Source organism: Bacillus sp. NEAU-CP5 (assembly GCF_026420705.1).
Lineage (GTDB): Bacteria > Bacillota > Bacilli > Bacillales > Bacillaceae > Bacillus > Bacillus velezensis.
In genome coordinates this window covers 925,095-939,951 of sequence record NZ_JAPMOV010000001.1, presented here as the reverse complement: position 1 = coordinate 939,951, position 14,857 = coordinate 925,095, and the positions used below count along the sequence as shown (strand labels likewise).

Genomic DNA, 14,857 nt, shown 5'->3' with positions numbered 1-14,857 from the left:
GCTTTTGACGCCTCGGAAATGCCCTCGGATTTATCGACCAGCTCTTGCACGGCTCTGCTCGTTTCTGAAAACAAATCAGCGAGTGATCCGGATGTTTCCTGGATTTTTTGATGAAGGCGGGCTTTCTTTTCCTCTTGTTCGTCACGCTGGCAGTTATATTCGCTCTGGAATGCTTCAAGGACGAGCTGCTGTTCAAGATTCAATATTTTCGTCGTCGCTTTGATCGCTTTTAAAAGCTCATGCAAATCCGGAATGGTTGCTTCATATATGTTCATCATCGACAGAAGCAGATCCTGAAACGCTCCCATATACCATTTCGGTTCAAGGCCGATCCGCAAGTGGATGGAAGCGATGCGCTGTCTTTTTTCAATGAATTCATCATCAATCGTGCCGGCAAACATCTCATGGATATGACGCCGTAATGTTTTTTTCAGGCGCTCGACCGTGCTGTGGTCGTTAATGATCGTCATTAATGATTTTTCGTGATCCAGGTTTCGGTAAAAGGAATCGACGATTGTTGAGATATGTTCTTTAATTAACGGCTGCAGCTCTTCAAGCACATGAAGTTCTTCGTTTCCAAGCCTGACCATTTTCAGCTGTTTTTGGACATCTGCATATTGATTTGAAAGCGCGATGCGTTTTTTTCCATCGGCTTCCGAAAAATAAGCTGTTTCTTTTTTGCGGTCTTTTTTAAATAACAATATAAGTTCCCCCAGATATTCTCTTTTTCTTTTTATCGGTATGGAAGGAACTTGAATGAAGGAATCTGATAAAAATATTTTAATGCAGAAAAAAATAAAACCATTCGTACAGAATGGTTTAGTCAATCTTGGCTGAGGCGTTTCAGCGGCTTGATGGCGGGACCTTCGGCAACCCCGCCGTCGGGTGTGAACCGGGACCCGTGACAAGGACAGTCCCACGTCCGTTCGCCGTCATTCCATTCAACCTCACAGCCTAAATGGGTGCATGTCGTATCGACAAGATGCAGACAGCCTTTTTCATCTTTATAGGCGCCGGCCCGTTTGCCGTTTACCGTTACGATTTTTCCCTCCCCGGGCCGAAGAGTCTCAGGTGAAGCGTCCGGCCTCTCAAGTTTGCCCGAGATAAGGTGTTTGGCCACGTCGGCATTATAAGAAATCAGTTTTTTCAGTCCCGGATCTGCGTGGAAGCGTGACGGAATAAACAGGCCGGAAAACGGGTTCTTTTTGTTTTGAATATGATCAGCCAAAAGCTTCGCGGCGAGCGCTGAGCTTGTCATGCCCCATTTTTTAAAACCGGTCGCCGCCAAAATATGTTCTTCATCGCCTGAGATGGGACCGATGAACGGAATTTTGTCAATGGTGACAAGGTCTTGTGCAGACCAATGATATGGGATGCTTTCAACCCCGATTGTGTTTTCCGCAAATTGTTTCAGCGCTTCGTAATGCTCGGACATTTCTTTTCCTTGGCCTGTTTTGTGGCTTTCGCCGCCGACAAGAACCAGTTTTTCACCGTTCAAATCGGTGTATCGCAGTGATCTGGACGGCTTGTCTATGCTGAGATACATCCCGTCCGGATACGCTTGTTTCGGTTTTACCGCGAGTACGTAGGATCTGCTGGCATACATTCTGGCGGCATAAAGTCCGCCTCCGTCATAAAAAGGAAAGTGGGAAGAGCAGACAATGTAGCTGCACTTGATGCCGTGTCTGTTTTTCGTGACCACTTCCGGCTGCGGTTCTTTTTTTATGTCGATCGCAGCCGTCTGTTCAAAAATCCGCGCCCCGTTTTTAACGATCTCTCTGACGAGCGCCGCACCATATAAAAGCGGATGGAATTGCGCCTGATTCTTCATGGCGAGACCGAGCCTGCAATCAACGGGGACGGGAAGTTCTTTCACAAGCTCGTGTTCAATGCCGAGCTTGGTATAAGCTTCCTGCTCGCTGCGGATTTTTTTGACGCCTGATTCTGTATTGGTGTAAAGATATGCGTCTTGTTCAGCCAGTCTGCATTCAATCGAAAGGTCCTTCATAATCTGCTTCATGTCTTCCATGGCGCGGAGATGGGCTTCGAAATACAGCCTTGCGCTGGTCAGGCCGATCTGCTGAATAAGATCGGCATAGATGAAATCATGCTGGGCGGTGATTTTTGCGGTCGTGCCCGCGGTCGTCCCGTTTAAAATCCGGTCTGCTTCAATGACAGCGACACGAAAACCTCTTTTCGTCAGTTCGTATGCCGTTGTCAGGCCCGTAATTCCTCCGCCGATAACCGCAACGTCACATTCCGTATCTTCAGTGAGGGCGGGAAAGGTAGGAATGTCAGCTGTTGCTTTCCAATAGGAAGCCGGTTCCTCGTTTGAAAAAGTAGTCAATTCAGATTTACCTCCTCTGTTGTATATTCTTAATTTTTCCAATAAGACTCTATTCATACATGAAATTCGTATAAGATGCTCAAATTACTCATAATATAGTAATTAATGTAAAGGAGTGATCAAAATGGCTAATCAGAAGAAGAAAACCTTGCCGCCGCAGCATCAAAACCGGCAGCCGGGCTTTGAATATGTAATGGACCCGCGCCCCGTTTTTGACAAACCGAAAGCGGTGAAAAAACTTGAAGGGAAAACGGCGATCATCACGGGCGGAGACAGCGGGATCGGCCGCGCCGTATCCGTTTTATTCGCGAAGGAAGGCGCTAATGTGGTCATCGTTTACTTTGATGAGCATCAGGATGCCGAAGAGACGAAGCAATATGTAGAAAAAGAGGGGGCGAAGTGTCTGCTGATCGCAGGGGATGTCGGCGACGAAGCCTTTTGCAACGATGTCATCCGCCAGGCGGGCCAAGCCTTTCCTTCCATTGACATCCTGGTCAACAACGCAGGTGAGCAGCACGTGCAGCCGGGGATTGAGAAAATCACGAGCCACCAGCTCATCAGAACGTTTCAGACGAATATTTTTTCAATGTTTTACTTAACGAAAGCCGCGCTCCCTCACCTGAAAAAAGGAAGTTCAATCATTAATACGGCCTCCATTACCGCCTATAAAGGCCACAAAACATTGATTGACTATTCAGCGACAAAAGGGGCGATCGTCACGTTTACAAGATCTCTTTCCCAATCTCTTGTCACTCAGGGCATCAGGGTAAACGCAGTGGCGCCGGGGCCGATCTGGACGCCGCTGATCCCGGCGAGCTTCTCGGCGAAGGAAGTGGAAGTCTTCGGCTCAGACGTACCGATGCAGCGCCCGGGAGAGCCTGTTGAAGTGGCGCCGAGCTATTTGTACCTAGCAAGCGATGATTCTTCCTATGTCACTGGACAGACGATTCATGTGAACGGCGGCACCATCGTAAACGGATAATGTAAAAAAAGCCAATCCATATGGATTGGCTTATTCACTCTGTTTGAGTGCTGCATATTCTTTTGAAAGCGTGAGGAACGCTTCTTTATTTTTATCATCAAGCGCCTTATTAATCTGCATTGTCAGTATGGCGATCCGGCGTTTATACAAGGATTCATCAAGCACCATTTGAATGTAAATATCGGCCATTGTCACATCGAATTCGTTTGCTTTTTGCGTGTTGCGGGACTTCATGAGCTCAGTGTACGACTTTTTCTCTTTCATAAAGAATCCCCCCAATGCCTTTTTTATAGTATATGGATAACGGCCGGAAAAATCAATTAATTTTTATAATCTTTAGACAACTAATACTTGGAAATATATCGACATATCCTGCAAATTGACGAAAAAACGAAAATGATCGTTGTATAAATGAGGTGAAATGAAAAAGAAAAATAATATTTAAATAGTAATTTAAGACTAAATTACATCTTTAAAAGGTGATTTTTAGCTATATTCAAAAAAAACCTGTCGTTTTTCAATGACAGATGATAGATTATTAGTATAAATTTTCAAGAAAAGGATTGGAGGCTGCACATCATGTGCCAGAAAACACACGCACCCTTAGAAAGCTATGAAGTAAATCGTTCAACCATCGCTGTTTTGCCTGAGGAAATAGACGGTAAAATGGGGTCGAAGGTCATTGAAAAAGACTGCATTCTGTATGTCAGCATGAAGCCGATTCACATCATCGACAGAAGCTGCCGCTACTTTGGCTCCAGCTATGCCGGGAGAAAAGCGGGAACATATGAAGCGATTAAAATTTCTCACAAGCCGCCGATTATGGTGGACCCTTCAAATCACATCTTTTTATTCCCTACACTTTCTTCTGCAAGGCCTCAATGCGGCTGGATATCGCATATGCACGTTAAAGATTTTCAACCGACGGCATTTGATGACACAGCGGTCACGTTCTCAAACGGCAAAACGATGGAACTGGAAGTATCCTATCATTCTTTTGAAAATCAGGTTTACAGAACCGCCTATCTCAGAACCACTTTTCAGGACAGGATGGGCAGTCATATCCCGAAGCGGCAGGAATTCATGCTGTATCCGAAAGAAGAGCGGACAAGAATGATCTACGACTTTATTTTGCGGGAGCTGGGGGAGAGATATTAGAGAAAGCTGTGATGTGAAGGGACGGGTCCTCTCCTTTTGGGGAGGGCTTTTTTCGATTTACATGCCCGGGCAGAGTTGTATCGTGTCCGTCTGTTGGCTATGATGATGTAAAGAGTAATGATATTTCATTTTAGGAGAGATGGGCATGGATGTGTTTGCAAAATATGTATCAGGAATCGATAACCCGGATCACCGTCTCAAAGCAGAGGAAATTTTGTCGTGGACGGCTGGCCAATTTCCGAATTTAGAAGCGCAGATCAAGTGGAACAAACCGACATTTACCGATCACGGCACCTATATCATTATGTTTGCAGCGGCAAAAAATCATTTGAGCATTTTGCCTGAAAAAGAGACGATGGAGCATTTTGCCGATGACATCGCCCAGGCTGGGTACAGCGCTTCTTCGCGCCTGTTCAGAATTCGATGGACTGATCCGGTGCACTATGATCTGCTTAAGAAGATCATCGAATTTAACATCAAGGAAAAAGCTGAAAATCCGGGGTTTTGGCGCTAGCGGACGTGATGTTGAAGGAGGAAGACATGGACGTTTTCAAAGACTATTTATCAAGTATCGACAGCCCTGATCATCGTCTGCGAATGGAGGAAATCCTGTCGTGGACGGCTGACCAATTTCCGAACTTAGAAGCGCAGATCAAGTGGAACACGCCAATGTTTACCGATCACGGCACCTTTATTATCGGCTTTGCGGCAGCAAAGCATCATGTAAGTGTTTCCCCCGAAGAAGCGGGAATTGCGCATTTTGCCGACGACATTGCCCGTGCCGGCTACAGCGCCACTTCCCGTTTGTTCAGAATTCAATGGACTGAACCGGTGCATTATGAGCTGCTTGAACGCATGATTCAATTCAATATTCAGGATAAGGCGGACTGCTCAGTATTTTGGCGGAAATAATGAAAGAAATGTTAAAAAACAACCCTGAGGAGGGCTGTTTTTTTATTGGAAACACATGATCAGCCCATTTTAATCAAGAAGCAATGGATGACGTACTATAAAAAATAAGGAGTACGAAGCAGTGAATGAATTTTATAAGGCGTTAACATATGTAAATAAAATTTTTTATGAACCAAATCACTTAACGATACATGATATTCAAGAAGAAGCTCAAAACTCAGAGTATGGGGCCGGTATGTTTCAACTGAATTCAACATCAGTTCGATTCAGAGTCGCAAAAATAACGCCAAACAAGATAGGACAGTTTGTTGCTTTTTGGGAAAAAGACGGAGATGGTAAAAACCAAGCCTTTTCATATGAAAAAGCTGCTGATTTATTGGTTATCAATACTTTTGCCAGTAATCATCATTTTGGACAATTTGTTTTTCCAAAAGAAGTTCTTGTTAAGCAAAATATCCTTAAAACAGCCGCTGCAAAAGGAAAAATGGCAATTAGAGTTTACCCTGAATGGGAAAATCCCACCAGCAAACAAGCTATCGAAACACAAAAATGGCAGTTGGCATATTTTGTTGAGGCGAACGATGCAGATCGTTTTCCGGCACAAGACCTGTTAAAGCTATATTCTAACTAAAATTGGACAGCCCTGAGCCGGCTGACAGTATGTGAAGTTAACCGGTGCATGAGTTGGAGAATAACGGGGAACCTCAACAAATGAGGTTCCTCTAATTGTTATATAGAAATCGACATTTTGAATGTAACAGAGTTTGTTTATTAAACGTCATCCGAAAAATAAGGGATTTGCGTATCCGGCAGACCCTCACGAAACGCACGATGTCAGAAATCGTGCGTTCAACATTCTTTATTTGACGACAGACATGCTGACGCTGCTGCCTGACACTGTCAATTTGGCAAAATCCTGTGTATCAATCACAGGTGTGACTGCTTTATTGTCGATCGTGATGTTCGTAAAGGCTGTTGAGAAGTTTGATTTGATGTAAGGGCGCTGATCCTCTGATGTGACCGCGACGGTGGCGAGCGCTTTCCATTTTGAAACAGAGCCTACATTTGTTTGGGCGAGTTCTGAGATGATGCGGCCGGTGTATCCGTCATTATTCGTGCCCCAATATGTCGCGCGGGTATTGCCGTTCAGATTTTTGTAAATGGTCAGCTGTACGGTGCTGCCGGGCCGGAAGCCTTTCGTATAGGTGAATTGGCTTTCTCCTTCCAGATACCGGACCTGGCCTTGTCCCTTTGAACCGACTTTCATGATCGGTTTCCATACATGATAGGTGTCACTGTACTGAAGTCCGATATCAGCCTCTGTGCCTCCGGTAAATCCTGAGTAAATATAGGCTGTCCCATTTGACACCTGAATCGAGCTTGGAAGCTGAATTTTCGTGACGAGAACTGAGCCCGTGCTGTTCAGGTAGGCCCTTCCGCCGATTCCTTTGCTGAGCTGGGACGCCGCTTCCGCCGTATTGGGACTGATCACCCCCGGAATATCCGCCGTACATGCGCCGAATAGAACGGCTGAAGTGAGAACACCCGCAAGAAGCCCTTTTTTCATCATCATTTCTCCTCCTATCATCATAGTCAGATAGCGCTATCAATTCATATTATAAAAGGTTTTGGGAAAAATTCCATAAAAGATATACGGGCGAACGTAAATTAAAACTATTTTCCTATTTATCTTGTAAATGGAGATTATTTGAACTATGATATGTTCAGCAATACAGCATGATTCAGGAAAGGGGATAGGATAGAAATGAAAAAGACGGCAGCTGTGCTTTTGTCTTTCGGTCTGGTGTTCGGTTGTTCATACGGAGCGGGGCAGACGGCAGAAGCGAAAACAAAGGTAAAAACGTATCAAAACTGCAAGGCGCTGAATAAGGTGTATAAGGGCGGCGTGGCCAAATCGTCGAAAGTGAAAAACAAGGGCGGCAGAACAAAGTACAAGCCGTATGTATCAAAAGCGCTTTACAATGCAAATAAAAGACTTGACCGAGATAAAGACTATATCGCATGTGAGAAATAAAAAAACAAGCCTCTTTAAAGAGGCTTGTTTTTTTAAATGGATTCGGCGGTGACGGCGGTTCCGTATCCGATTAATTCGGATGTGTTCTGTCCTGCGGTCAGTTCGAACCGCAGGCCGACGATGGCGTTCGCTCCGAGCTGCTCCGCCTCTCTGGTCAGCCGCTCTTTCACCGCTTTTTTGGAGTCTTCCAGCATTTCAGTATAGCTTTTCAATTCGCCGCCGACGACAGATTTTAAGCCTGCAAGCAAGTCTTTGCCGATGTGTCTGGACTGGACGATACTGCTTGTCACCAAGCCTTTCACTTCTGTAATCTGTTTTCCGGCGACGGTTTCGGTCGTTGTCATGATCATGCGTTTTTCCCCTTTCGTGTATCTTACCGCTATCTTACCATTTAAGCCGCCTTTTCGGCTGCGCCGATTTGTTTTTTTCTGACTGCGGCGCTGACTGCAAACATGACGGCAATGTTCAGAACCAGTGCGATGATGCCTGTATTCATATCCTTAACGATCTGCGGAAGAAACGGAAAGAGGGTTCCGATGGTTGATTCGGTCAGCGTAATGAAGGCCACCGTTCCGACCCCGGCCGTTATGCCGGCAAAAGCGCCGTGGCTTGTGATGAAACGCCGCTTCGGCAGGCTGAATAAGAGGGCGGGGAAAAGCTGGGTGACAAGGCTGTAGCCCATTAAAAGCAAGGTGACGATGGTATTTCCGCCTTTCAGCGTAAAATATACAGATATCAGCGCGATGACGGGTACGGCGTATTTTGCGAGCCGTGAGACTTTTTCGTCAGTCGTGCCGGGCAGAATGGCTTTGTACACATTTTTGGCGAACAGCGTGCTTGAGGCCATTAATATCATTGAACCGGGTACAAGCGCCGTCAGAATGCCCGCCGATCCGATCAGTCCGACAAACCAGGGGTCAAAGGTTTTCACAGACAGCTTTAATAAGGCGAGATCCGTGTCCGCCCCTTTTAAACCGGGCACCTGCAGAATCGCCGCAAATCCGGTAAAGATGACAAACAGCAGGACGAGCTGATAAAGAGGCATGATGATTGCGTTTTTCCGAAACACCCGCGGATGCTCCGCCGAATAGGAAGCGGCAAATGTATGGGGCCACATATAAAAGCCGAGGGCGGTCAGCAAAACCGTTGAGCTGAACCAGGAAACGCTCTGTCCGGTTTCCGGCAGCGTGAGAAAACCGGGTTTTGCGGCGTCAATTTGTTTGAACATCTCCGTAAACCCGCCATAGTAATGAATGGGCAAATAAATGCCTAAATACAGGACGATGCCTAAAATCATGATATCTTTAACGACTGATATCCACGCTGAACCGTGGATTCCTGATATCATCACATAAATCGTGATGGAGACAGCGCCGATCCAGACAGCGGCTGAGGGCGGAATCTGTCCGTATGACGTTGCTGAAACAATTAATCCGAGTCCTTTCAGCTGCAGGACGAGATAGGGGATGAGGGATGCGATGCCGACGAGCGATACGAGAATGCCGAGGAGCGGGCTGTTGTATTTTGAAATGAAAAAATCTGATTGCGACATCAGTTTGTGTTGTTTGGCGTAAGTCCACACCGCTGGCAGAAGCCAATATGACAAAATGTAGGCAAGGCAGCCGTACGCGATAATATAAAAGGCGGGGCCTCCTTTTCCGTAAGCCCATCCGCTTCCGCCGAGGAATGTAAAGGTCGTGTATATTTCTCCCGCCATTAATAAAAAGACAAACATCGTGCCGAAGCCGCGTCCGCCCACCGTCCATTGTTCAAGGTCCATATTTTTTCCTTTTCGGGCCCGGATTCCGAGATATACACAAAACAGGAGCACGGCGGCCATTACGGGAAATGCTGCGTTCATTCCGCCTCACCCGCCTTGTTTTCTTTGTCCAATTTGTAAACGGCGGCCATCAGTACGGAAGTCAGCACCGCCCAGATGACGACATACGCGAGAATGAAAGGCATTCCGAAAACATAAGGCGTCACCCGGTTGGCAAATGGAATGCCGGCGAGAATTCCGAAAAAGGGCAGGGCGGCGAGAACATGAATCAGTTTCATAACATTCCTCCTTTTCATTGAAAACAGCGTGTCCCGATTATAAAGAAAATCATGTCGAATGTATAGTGTGAATAGTCTGAAATTTATCGACTGAAAAGGAAAAGCAGTCCCGGCTGCTTTTTAAATGGTCGCAAGAGACAGGTAGTATTCCAATAAGGCGGTTACCTGTTCCCGTATTCTCGGGTTGAAATAACGGTGTTTTTCTTCATAGCCGTTAATGGTGCATATATAAAGCGTAAATGCTTCGTCTCTTTCCGCTTCGTATATTTTAATTTTACGCTTTCTTAACTCTTTTCGAACATCACTCAAATCCTTTTGTGCTAATTTTAAAGAGCAGCCGATAAGCTGTTTATAGGGTTGTTTTAATTTGAACGGGCACGAATCAAGCGCTTCGAGGTCCCGGTTCAGGATGGCAGCCGCCATGGGCAGAAACAGCCCTTTTTCGATGAGATCGCGGGTGCCGCTCCGGATGTCAGGCATAAATACTCCTTCTTTCTTAAAAAAGGGAACGTTTGTTCCTATTTTATATTCGATTACACGATATTTCAAGTCGGAAAATCTCGTAAACATTTTCGTTTTTTGGAGATAATGTGTAGAATAAGGATAGACAAACTCGTTAAGGAGTATAAACGTTGGAGCAATTTTTATCATATTTGACTGAGGAACAGCTGACGGAATGGTTCCAAAGCTATAGAGCTTTCGGCCCGGCGGCTGCGGCTGTACTGCCTTTTATTGAAGCGTTTCTTCCGTTTTTGCCGCTCGTTGTATTTGTGGTGGCGAATACGAATGCATTTGGTTTGTGGGAAGGTTTTTTTCTGTCATGGCTCGGGTCTGCGGCAGGATCGATGCTGATGTTTTATGCCGTCCGCCGTTTCGGACAGAAAAGAGCTTTCGGTTTCATCCGCAGGCATCAGACCATAAGGCGGATGATGCTCTGGGTTGAGCGGCACGGTTTCGGTCCGCTGTTTATTTTACTTTGCTTCCCCTTTACGCCGTCCGCTGCGGTTCATATCGTTGCCGGTCTGTCACGGGTGGGGGCGCTGCAGTTTATATCAGCAGCCGCTATGGGGAAAATGGTCATGATCTTTATGATCAGCTTTATCGGGTATGATCTTCACGCACTCATAACACAGCCTTTCAGGATGGCGGGCGCCATAACGGTGATCGGGGTGCTGTGGTATGCCGGAAAGCATATCGAACGGCGTTTACAGACGAGAATCAGTCAGCATGAGAAAGACGGAGGGAGACAGGAATCTTGAAAAAACGATTTTGGTTTATAGCCGGCGTGCTTATCGTTGTTTTGGCCATACAATTAAAGAATGCCATTTTTATTGATTATAAAGTCGAAGGAATCAGCATGAATCCGACCTTTAAACAAGGAAATGAGCTGCTGGTCAACAAGTTTTCCCATCGTTACAAAACGATCCGCCGTTTCGATATTGTCCTGTTTAAAGGCCCGCACCGCAAAGTGCTGATCAAACGAGTTATCGGGCTCCCCGGCGAGTCAATCGCATACAGGGAGGATCAGCTGTATGTGAATGGAAAACGGGTGGCAGAACCCTTTTTAAAACCGTTAAAGTCATCATTGTCCGCCGGGAGCCATGTGACCGGTGATTATACGCTGAAGGAAACGACCGGGCGCAAAAGCATACCGAAGGGACAATACTTTGTTATTGGCGACAACCGCATATACAGCCTCGACAGCCGTCATTTCGGTCCGATTAAGGATAAAGATATTGTCGGAGTCATCAGTGAATCAGACGCCAAGTGAACGGCGTCTTTTTTTTCGGAAATGATTGTAAAAAAGCAGAGGAAAGACTATAATGAAAATTGTTACGCGTGAAACAAAAAAAGAGGCGTTTATTTTTTAGTGATTTTGTTACGTGTGTAACAAAAATATGAAAGAGGGCTGATGAGATGAAAACACAGGCTGCCATTATCGGGGGAGGTCCGGTCGGGCTTATGCTTGCATCAGAACTGGCGCTGGCCGGAGTGAAAACAACTGTCATTGAACGATTGAAGAAGACGATGCCATATTCCAAAGCGCTTATCATGCATCCGCGCACACTTGAGCTTTTTGCCATGAGAGGCATACTGGAACGCTTTTTGGAAAAAGGGACGAAGGTGTCTTCCGGCCATTTTTCCATGCTGGATACACGGCTGGATTTTTCTCGGCTGGATACGAAGCAGAATTATTCGTTAATGCTGCCTCAGGCAGAAACGGAGCGGATTTTGGAGGAGTATGCATCAAGTCTCGGCGCAGACATCATCCGCGGGGCGGAAGCGGTGGCTGTCACCCAGACGGATGACGGAGTGGAGACGGTGTTCCGGGACGAAAGCGGGATCCGCACTCTTCACAGCTTATATGCCGCGGGTACAGACGGAGCGGGGAGCATTGTCAGGAAACAGGCGGGTATCGCTTTTTCGGGCACTGATGCCGACTTAACAGGAACCCTTTGTGATGCCGCTTTGAAACATCCGCCCGAATCTTCCTTTTTCTCAACGTGCCGCCTGGAGGGATCGGTTGTGATTATCCCTCTTACGGACGGACTTTTCCGCGTCCTCATCGTTTCTCCGCACGCCCCGCAAAAGCGGAAGGAAGAGCCGGTCACCGAAAATGAGCTGAAAGAAGACCTGCGGCGGATATGCGGCGCTGATTTCGGATTAAGTGATCCGGTATGGATGTCGCGGTTCGGCAATGCCGAGCGTCAGGCTGAGCAGTATCGCTCCGGCCGGGTTTTTGTGGCCGGGGATGCGGCGCACATTCATTTTCCCGCAGGCGGCCAAGGCCTGAACACGGGGCTTCAGGATGCCTTCAACCTCGGCTGGAAGCTGGCGGCGCAAATGAAGGGGAAAGCGGCGCCTCACCTTCTGGACAGCTATCATCAGGAAAGGCACAGCACAGGAAAAGAAGTGTTGCACAATATAAAAACCCAGATAAAGCTCATGGATTTTACCGAGTCGGGGATGGCATTAAGAGAAACGATGACCGCTTTGCTGGATGTTCAGGAGTCCAACCGTTTATTGGCGGGAAAAGTATCCGCGCTTGATCTGCATTATGAACCGGATGCGGAGCTGCCGCCGCATACCCTGAACGGAAAACGTCTGCCGGATATCGAATTGACCCTTCATGACGGGCGGCCGGCCCGGCTGTATGATTTTCTTCATAAGGGCGCCTTTGTGCTTCTGTCATTAAGAGGGAGCATTCCCGCCGGTATTGATACGGACAGTGTGGCAGCTGTCAAGGCGGAGCTTGCTGAAACACGTGCCGATTGGGATGACGTCCACTCCGTTTTAATCCGGCCGGACGGCCACGCGGCATGGGCAGCCGGCGGCTCGGGATGTGAAGCGGAAGAAGCCGTTCTGGCCGGTTTGGAGAGATGGGGATTCATCTGATACCCTTTTATGCGCCTGTGTGATTGTTTCTTGTGTAACAAAACGTTATAGTAAAAGAAACAATCAATACGGAAGGGTGACTCAGCAGTTGGACAGAAGACAGCCAGACCATGCAAAACACATGATTCTTGAAAGGCTGACAGATATTTTTCACGAGCAGGAGAGGTGTCAGGAGGACATCAGGGCGTCGTTGGCCGGACGGATGGACGAACTCCGTGAAGAAAACGGGAAAAAATTACAGCTGACCTTGACGGAAATTCACATTTTGTCGTGTATCGGAGATCATGAACCGATCAATGTCACGTCAATAGCGGAAAAAATGAAGACGACAAAGCCGACCGTGTCGAGAAGCTGCGCGAAGTTTTTGGAAGCCGGCTTTCTGCGCAGAACCCGGCTGAGCGACAATAAAAAAGAAGTCTATTTCCGGCTGACTCCTGCCGGGAAAGAGCTGCATTCTCTTCATCGTGAATATCATGAATTGATTAAAAAGCGGCTCTTGGCGTTTTTAGACCGCTATACAGATGAAGAACTGTTATTTGCTGAACGGCTGTTCCGTGATCTTTCAGCAAACTGGCGGTCTGTAAATGGCTGCGGAGAGCTGTTCAAATAAAAAACACGCATCCATATGCGTGTTTTTTATTCGGATCATGTTCCTCTTTCTGCCCGGCCTCTTTCGCCGTGTGCCCGTTTCAGCTGAGAAAGGTGGTGCAGCAGCCGATAGAAGGGCGGAAGCATGGCGATGACGAGAACGATCCGGATGACCTGAACTGCGACGACGAAAGTCGAGTCTTCGTGCAGGGTGATCGAAGTCGCCGCCATCTCGGCGATCCCGCCGGGAGAAAAGGCGAGAACAGATGTAATCATGGAGATGCCCGTTAATTTAGAAACCGCAACCGCGCTCAGAATCATGGCGGCGATTAATCCGACGGAAGAAATAAATCCGACGGTCAGCACTCTCGTCACGCCGGTGAACATGCTTTTGTACATTTTTGATCCGATTGTGGCGCCGAGAAAAATTTGTGACAGCTGGTTCGCTTCCGGCGGCCACCAGGCCAGCATGTCTTTGCCCGCCAAGGCGGACACGCCAATTTCCGCAGCAGCAACGCCGATCATGCTGCCGAGCAGCCAAGGGGCGGGGAATTTCAGCCGTTTTGCGCCTTTGCTTGTAAGCCAGGCAGCCAAAATAAATCCGGCTGTTAACAAGACGGGAATAAGGCCCGGATGTGAAGCTCCTGCCGAAACGGCTCCGGCTGATGTCTGAGCCGCACCGTTTTGTTTGGTAAATAAGAAAATGACGAGAAACGGTATTGTCATGACGACCAAAAGGACGCGCGTCAGCTGAATAAGGCTTACAATCGCGGTGTTTGCGCCGACTTCCTGGGCGATACCCGGCATGGCGGATAAACCGCCCGGCGCCGTGCCTACAAAGCTTGTCATCATGTCCGTCCGGCTGAACCGAAAGAGCACATATCCGGAAACAAGCGCCATCACGATAGAGAAAATCAGCATGAAGCCTACCGGAAGCCAATGCTCCCGTAAAACCGACAGAACGGACAGGTTCAGTTTCTGGCCGAGTTCGATGCCGAGGATCATTTGTCCCGCCGCAAGCCATCTGCGGTGAATCCCTCTTCTGTCAGGCGCCATGAACAGCCAGCGGGGCCTCGTCATGGAGAGGATGCAGCCGGCGGCCAGCGTTCCGAGCATCCAGGCGATCGACATCCCTGTAAGCGAAAGAAGAAACCCCCCTGCCGCACTGATGAGAATAAACCAGATATCCGTAAGGAGATGTTTGTCTTTCTTCAATGAAAACCCTTCTTCCTGAAACATTCATATTAAATTGTTAAGCTCGTTAACCTTACTATTACTATAGTATAGATTTTGAGATAAATAAATAATGAATTATTTCTCATAATCCATTCATTTTTCTTATCACAAACATAAAAAAAGCTCCGGAGATGGTGAGTGCACC

The 14,857-nt window shown here is 47.3% G+C and carries 18 protein-coding genes and 1 pseudogene; 10 read left to right on the top strand and 9 right to left on the bottom strand.

Annotated elements, in window-relative coordinates:
• Window positions 1-167: 167 nt before the first annotated feature.
• Together OTK50_RS19915 and OTK50_RS04130 are read right to left on the bottom strand one after the other, a co-directional pair.
• Window positions 168-920 (bottom strand): annotated as a pseudogene (locus OTK50_RS19915) (protoglobin domain-containing protein); the annotation flags it as partial.
• A complete protein-coding gene (locus OTK50_RS04130; RefSeq protein WP_224224159.1) occupies window positions 824-2,347 on the bottom strand; it encodes an FAD-dependent oxidoreductase in 1,524 nt (507 codons plus the stop codon). The gene OTK50_RS04130 and the pseudogene OTK50_RS19915, both read right to left, overlap by 97 nt.
• A 124-nt stretch (window positions 2,348-2,471) precedes the next feature.
• Between OTK50_RS04130 and OTK50_RS04125 the strand changes: the two genes are divergently transcribed.
• Complete coding sequence (locus tag OTK50_RS04125; protein WP_038457531.1) at window positions 2,472-3,329, top strand: SDR family oxidoreductase; 858 nt, start codon at window positions 2,472-2,474, stop codon at window positions 3,327-3,329.
• Window positions 3,330-3,359: 30 nt separating this feature from the next.
• On the opposite strand, the gene OTK50_RS04120 is transcribed toward OTK50_RS04125, so the two are convergent.
• Window positions 3,360-3,593, bottom strand: coding sequence for an IDEAL domain-containing protein (locus OTK50_RS04120; RefSeq protein WP_032874382.1), 234 nt, complete (start codon window positions 3,591-3,593; stop codon window positions 3,360-3,362).
• A gap of 315 nt (window positions 3,594-3,908) precedes the next feature.
• On the opposite strand from OTK50_RS04120, the gene OTK50_RS04115 reads away from it, so the two are divergent.
• From OTK50_RS04115 to OTK50_RS04100, 4 genes are all read left to right on the top strand, one after another.
• Entirely contained in the window at window positions 3,909-4,487 is a 579-nt protein-coding gene (locus OTK50_RS04115; protein WP_224224160.1) for a competence protein ComK, read from the top strand.
• Window positions 4,488-4,632: 145 nt separating this feature from the next.
• Window positions 4,633-5,001: an iron chaperone gene (locus OTK50_RS04110; protein WP_012117235.1), complete on the top strand. Its 369-nt coding sequence runs from the start codon at window positions 4,633-4,635 to the stop codon at window positions 4,999-5,001.
• Between the two features lie 26 nt (window positions 5,002-5,027).
• Complete coding sequence (locus tag OTK50_RS04105; RefSeq protein WP_044802770.1) at window positions 5,028-5,399, top strand: iron chaperone; 372 nt, start codon at window positions 5,028-5,030, stop codon at window positions 5,397-5,399.
• A 121-nt stretch (window positions 5,400-5,520) separates the two neighbouring features.
• Window positions 5,521-6,030, top strand: coding sequence for a MepB family protein (locus OTK50_RS04100; protein WP_130571192.1), 510 nt, complete (start codon window positions 5,521-5,523; stop codon window positions 6,028-6,030).
• A 228-nt stretch (window positions 6,031-6,258) separates the two neighbouring features.
• On the opposite strand, the gene OTK50_RS04095 is transcribed toward OTK50_RS04100, so the two are convergent.
• A complete protein-coding gene (locus OTK50_RS04095) occupies window positions 6,259-6,969 on the bottom strand; it encodes a YrpD family protein (protein WP_082997804.1) in 711 nt (236 codons plus the stop codon).
• 195 nt (window positions 6,970-7,164) lie between these two features.
• Here OTK50_RS04095 and OTK50_RS04090 point away from each other — a divergent pair, with 195 nt between their 5' ends.
• Window positions 7,165-7,434, top strand: coding sequence for an excalibur calcium-binding domain-containing protein (locus OTK50_RS04090; protein WP_003155168.1), 270 nt, complete (start codon window positions 7,165-7,167; stop codon window positions 7,432-7,434).
• A gap of 32 nt (window positions 7,435-7,466) precedes the next feature.
• Here the strand turns inward: OTK50_RS04090 and OTK50_RS04085 are convergent, their stop codons facing one another.
• The 4 genes from OTK50_RS04085 to OTK50_RS04070 form a co-directional block, all read right to left on the bottom strand.
• On the bottom strand, window positions 7,467-7,784 hold the full coding sequence (locus OTK50_RS04085; RefSeq protein WP_082997805.1) for a YbjQ family protein: 318 nt from the start codon (window positions 7,782-7,784) through the stop codon (window positions 7,467-7,469).
• Window positions 7,785-7,825: 41 nt separating this feature from the next.
• On the bottom strand, window positions 7,826-9,295 hold the full coding sequence (locus OTK50_RS04080) for a sodium:solute symporter family protein (RefSeq protein ID WP_029325959.1): 1,470 nt from the start codon (window positions 9,293-9,295) through the stop codon (window positions 7,826-7,828).
• Complete coding sequence (locus OTK50_RS04075; RefSeq protein ID WP_007409181.1) at window positions 9,292-9,492, bottom strand: DUF3311 domain-containing protein; 201 nt, start codon at window positions 9,490-9,492, stop codon at window positions 9,292-9,294. Before OTK50_RS04075 ends, OTK50_RS04080 begins: the two co-directional genes overlap by 4 nt.
• A 120-nt stretch (window positions 9,493-9,612) precedes the next feature.
• The gene (locus OTK50_RS04070; protein ID WP_029325958.1) at window positions 9,613-9,972 is read right to left on the bottom strand and encodes a hypothetical protein; all 360 of its coding nucleotides are present in this window, start codon (window positions 9,970-9,972) and stop codon (window positions 9,613-9,615) included.
• Window positions 9,973-10,124: 152 nt separating this feature from the next.
• Here OTK50_RS04070 and OTK50_RS04065 point away from each other — a divergent pair, with 152 nt between their 5' ends.
• From OTK50_RS04065 to OTK50_RS04050, 4 genes are all read left to right on the top strand, one after another.
• Window positions 10,125-10,751 carry a TVP38/TMEM64 family protein gene (locus OTK50_RS04065; RefSeq protein WP_082997806.1) on the top strand — a complete coding sequence of 209 codons (627 nt, stop codon included), beginning with the start codon at window positions 10,125-10,127 and terminating at the stop codon, window positions 10,749-10,751.
• Entirely contained in the window at window positions 10,748-11,263 is a 516-nt protein-coding gene (gene lepB, locus OTK50_RS04060; RefSeq protein ID WP_007610493.1) for a signal peptidase I, read from the top strand. Before OTK50_RS04065 ends, lepB begins: the two co-directional genes overlap by 4 nt.
• A 146-nt stretch (window positions 11,264-11,409) precedes the next feature.
• Complete coding sequence (locus tag OTK50_RS04055) at window positions 11,410-12,888, top strand: monooxygenase (protein WP_221664042.1); 1,479 nt, start codon at window positions 11,410-11,412, stop codon at window positions 12,886-12,888.
• Between the two features lie 88 nt (window positions 12,889-12,976).
• Window positions 12,977-13,498, top strand: coding sequence for a MarR family transcriptional regulator (locus OTK50_RS04050; RefSeq protein ID WP_221664040.1), 522 nt, complete (start codon window positions 12,977-12,979; stop codon window positions 13,496-13,498).
• Between the two features lie 35 nt (window positions 13,499-13,533).
• Here OTK50_RS04050 and OTK50_RS04045 read toward each other — a convergent pair whose 3' ends face one another.
• On the bottom strand, window positions 13,534-14,691 hold the full coding sequence (locus OTK50_RS04045) for an AbrB family transcriptional regulator (protein ID WP_045207085.1): 1,158 nt from the start codon (window positions 14,689-14,691) through the stop codon (window positions 13,534-13,536).
• Window positions 14,692-14,857 lie beyond the last annotated feature (166 nt).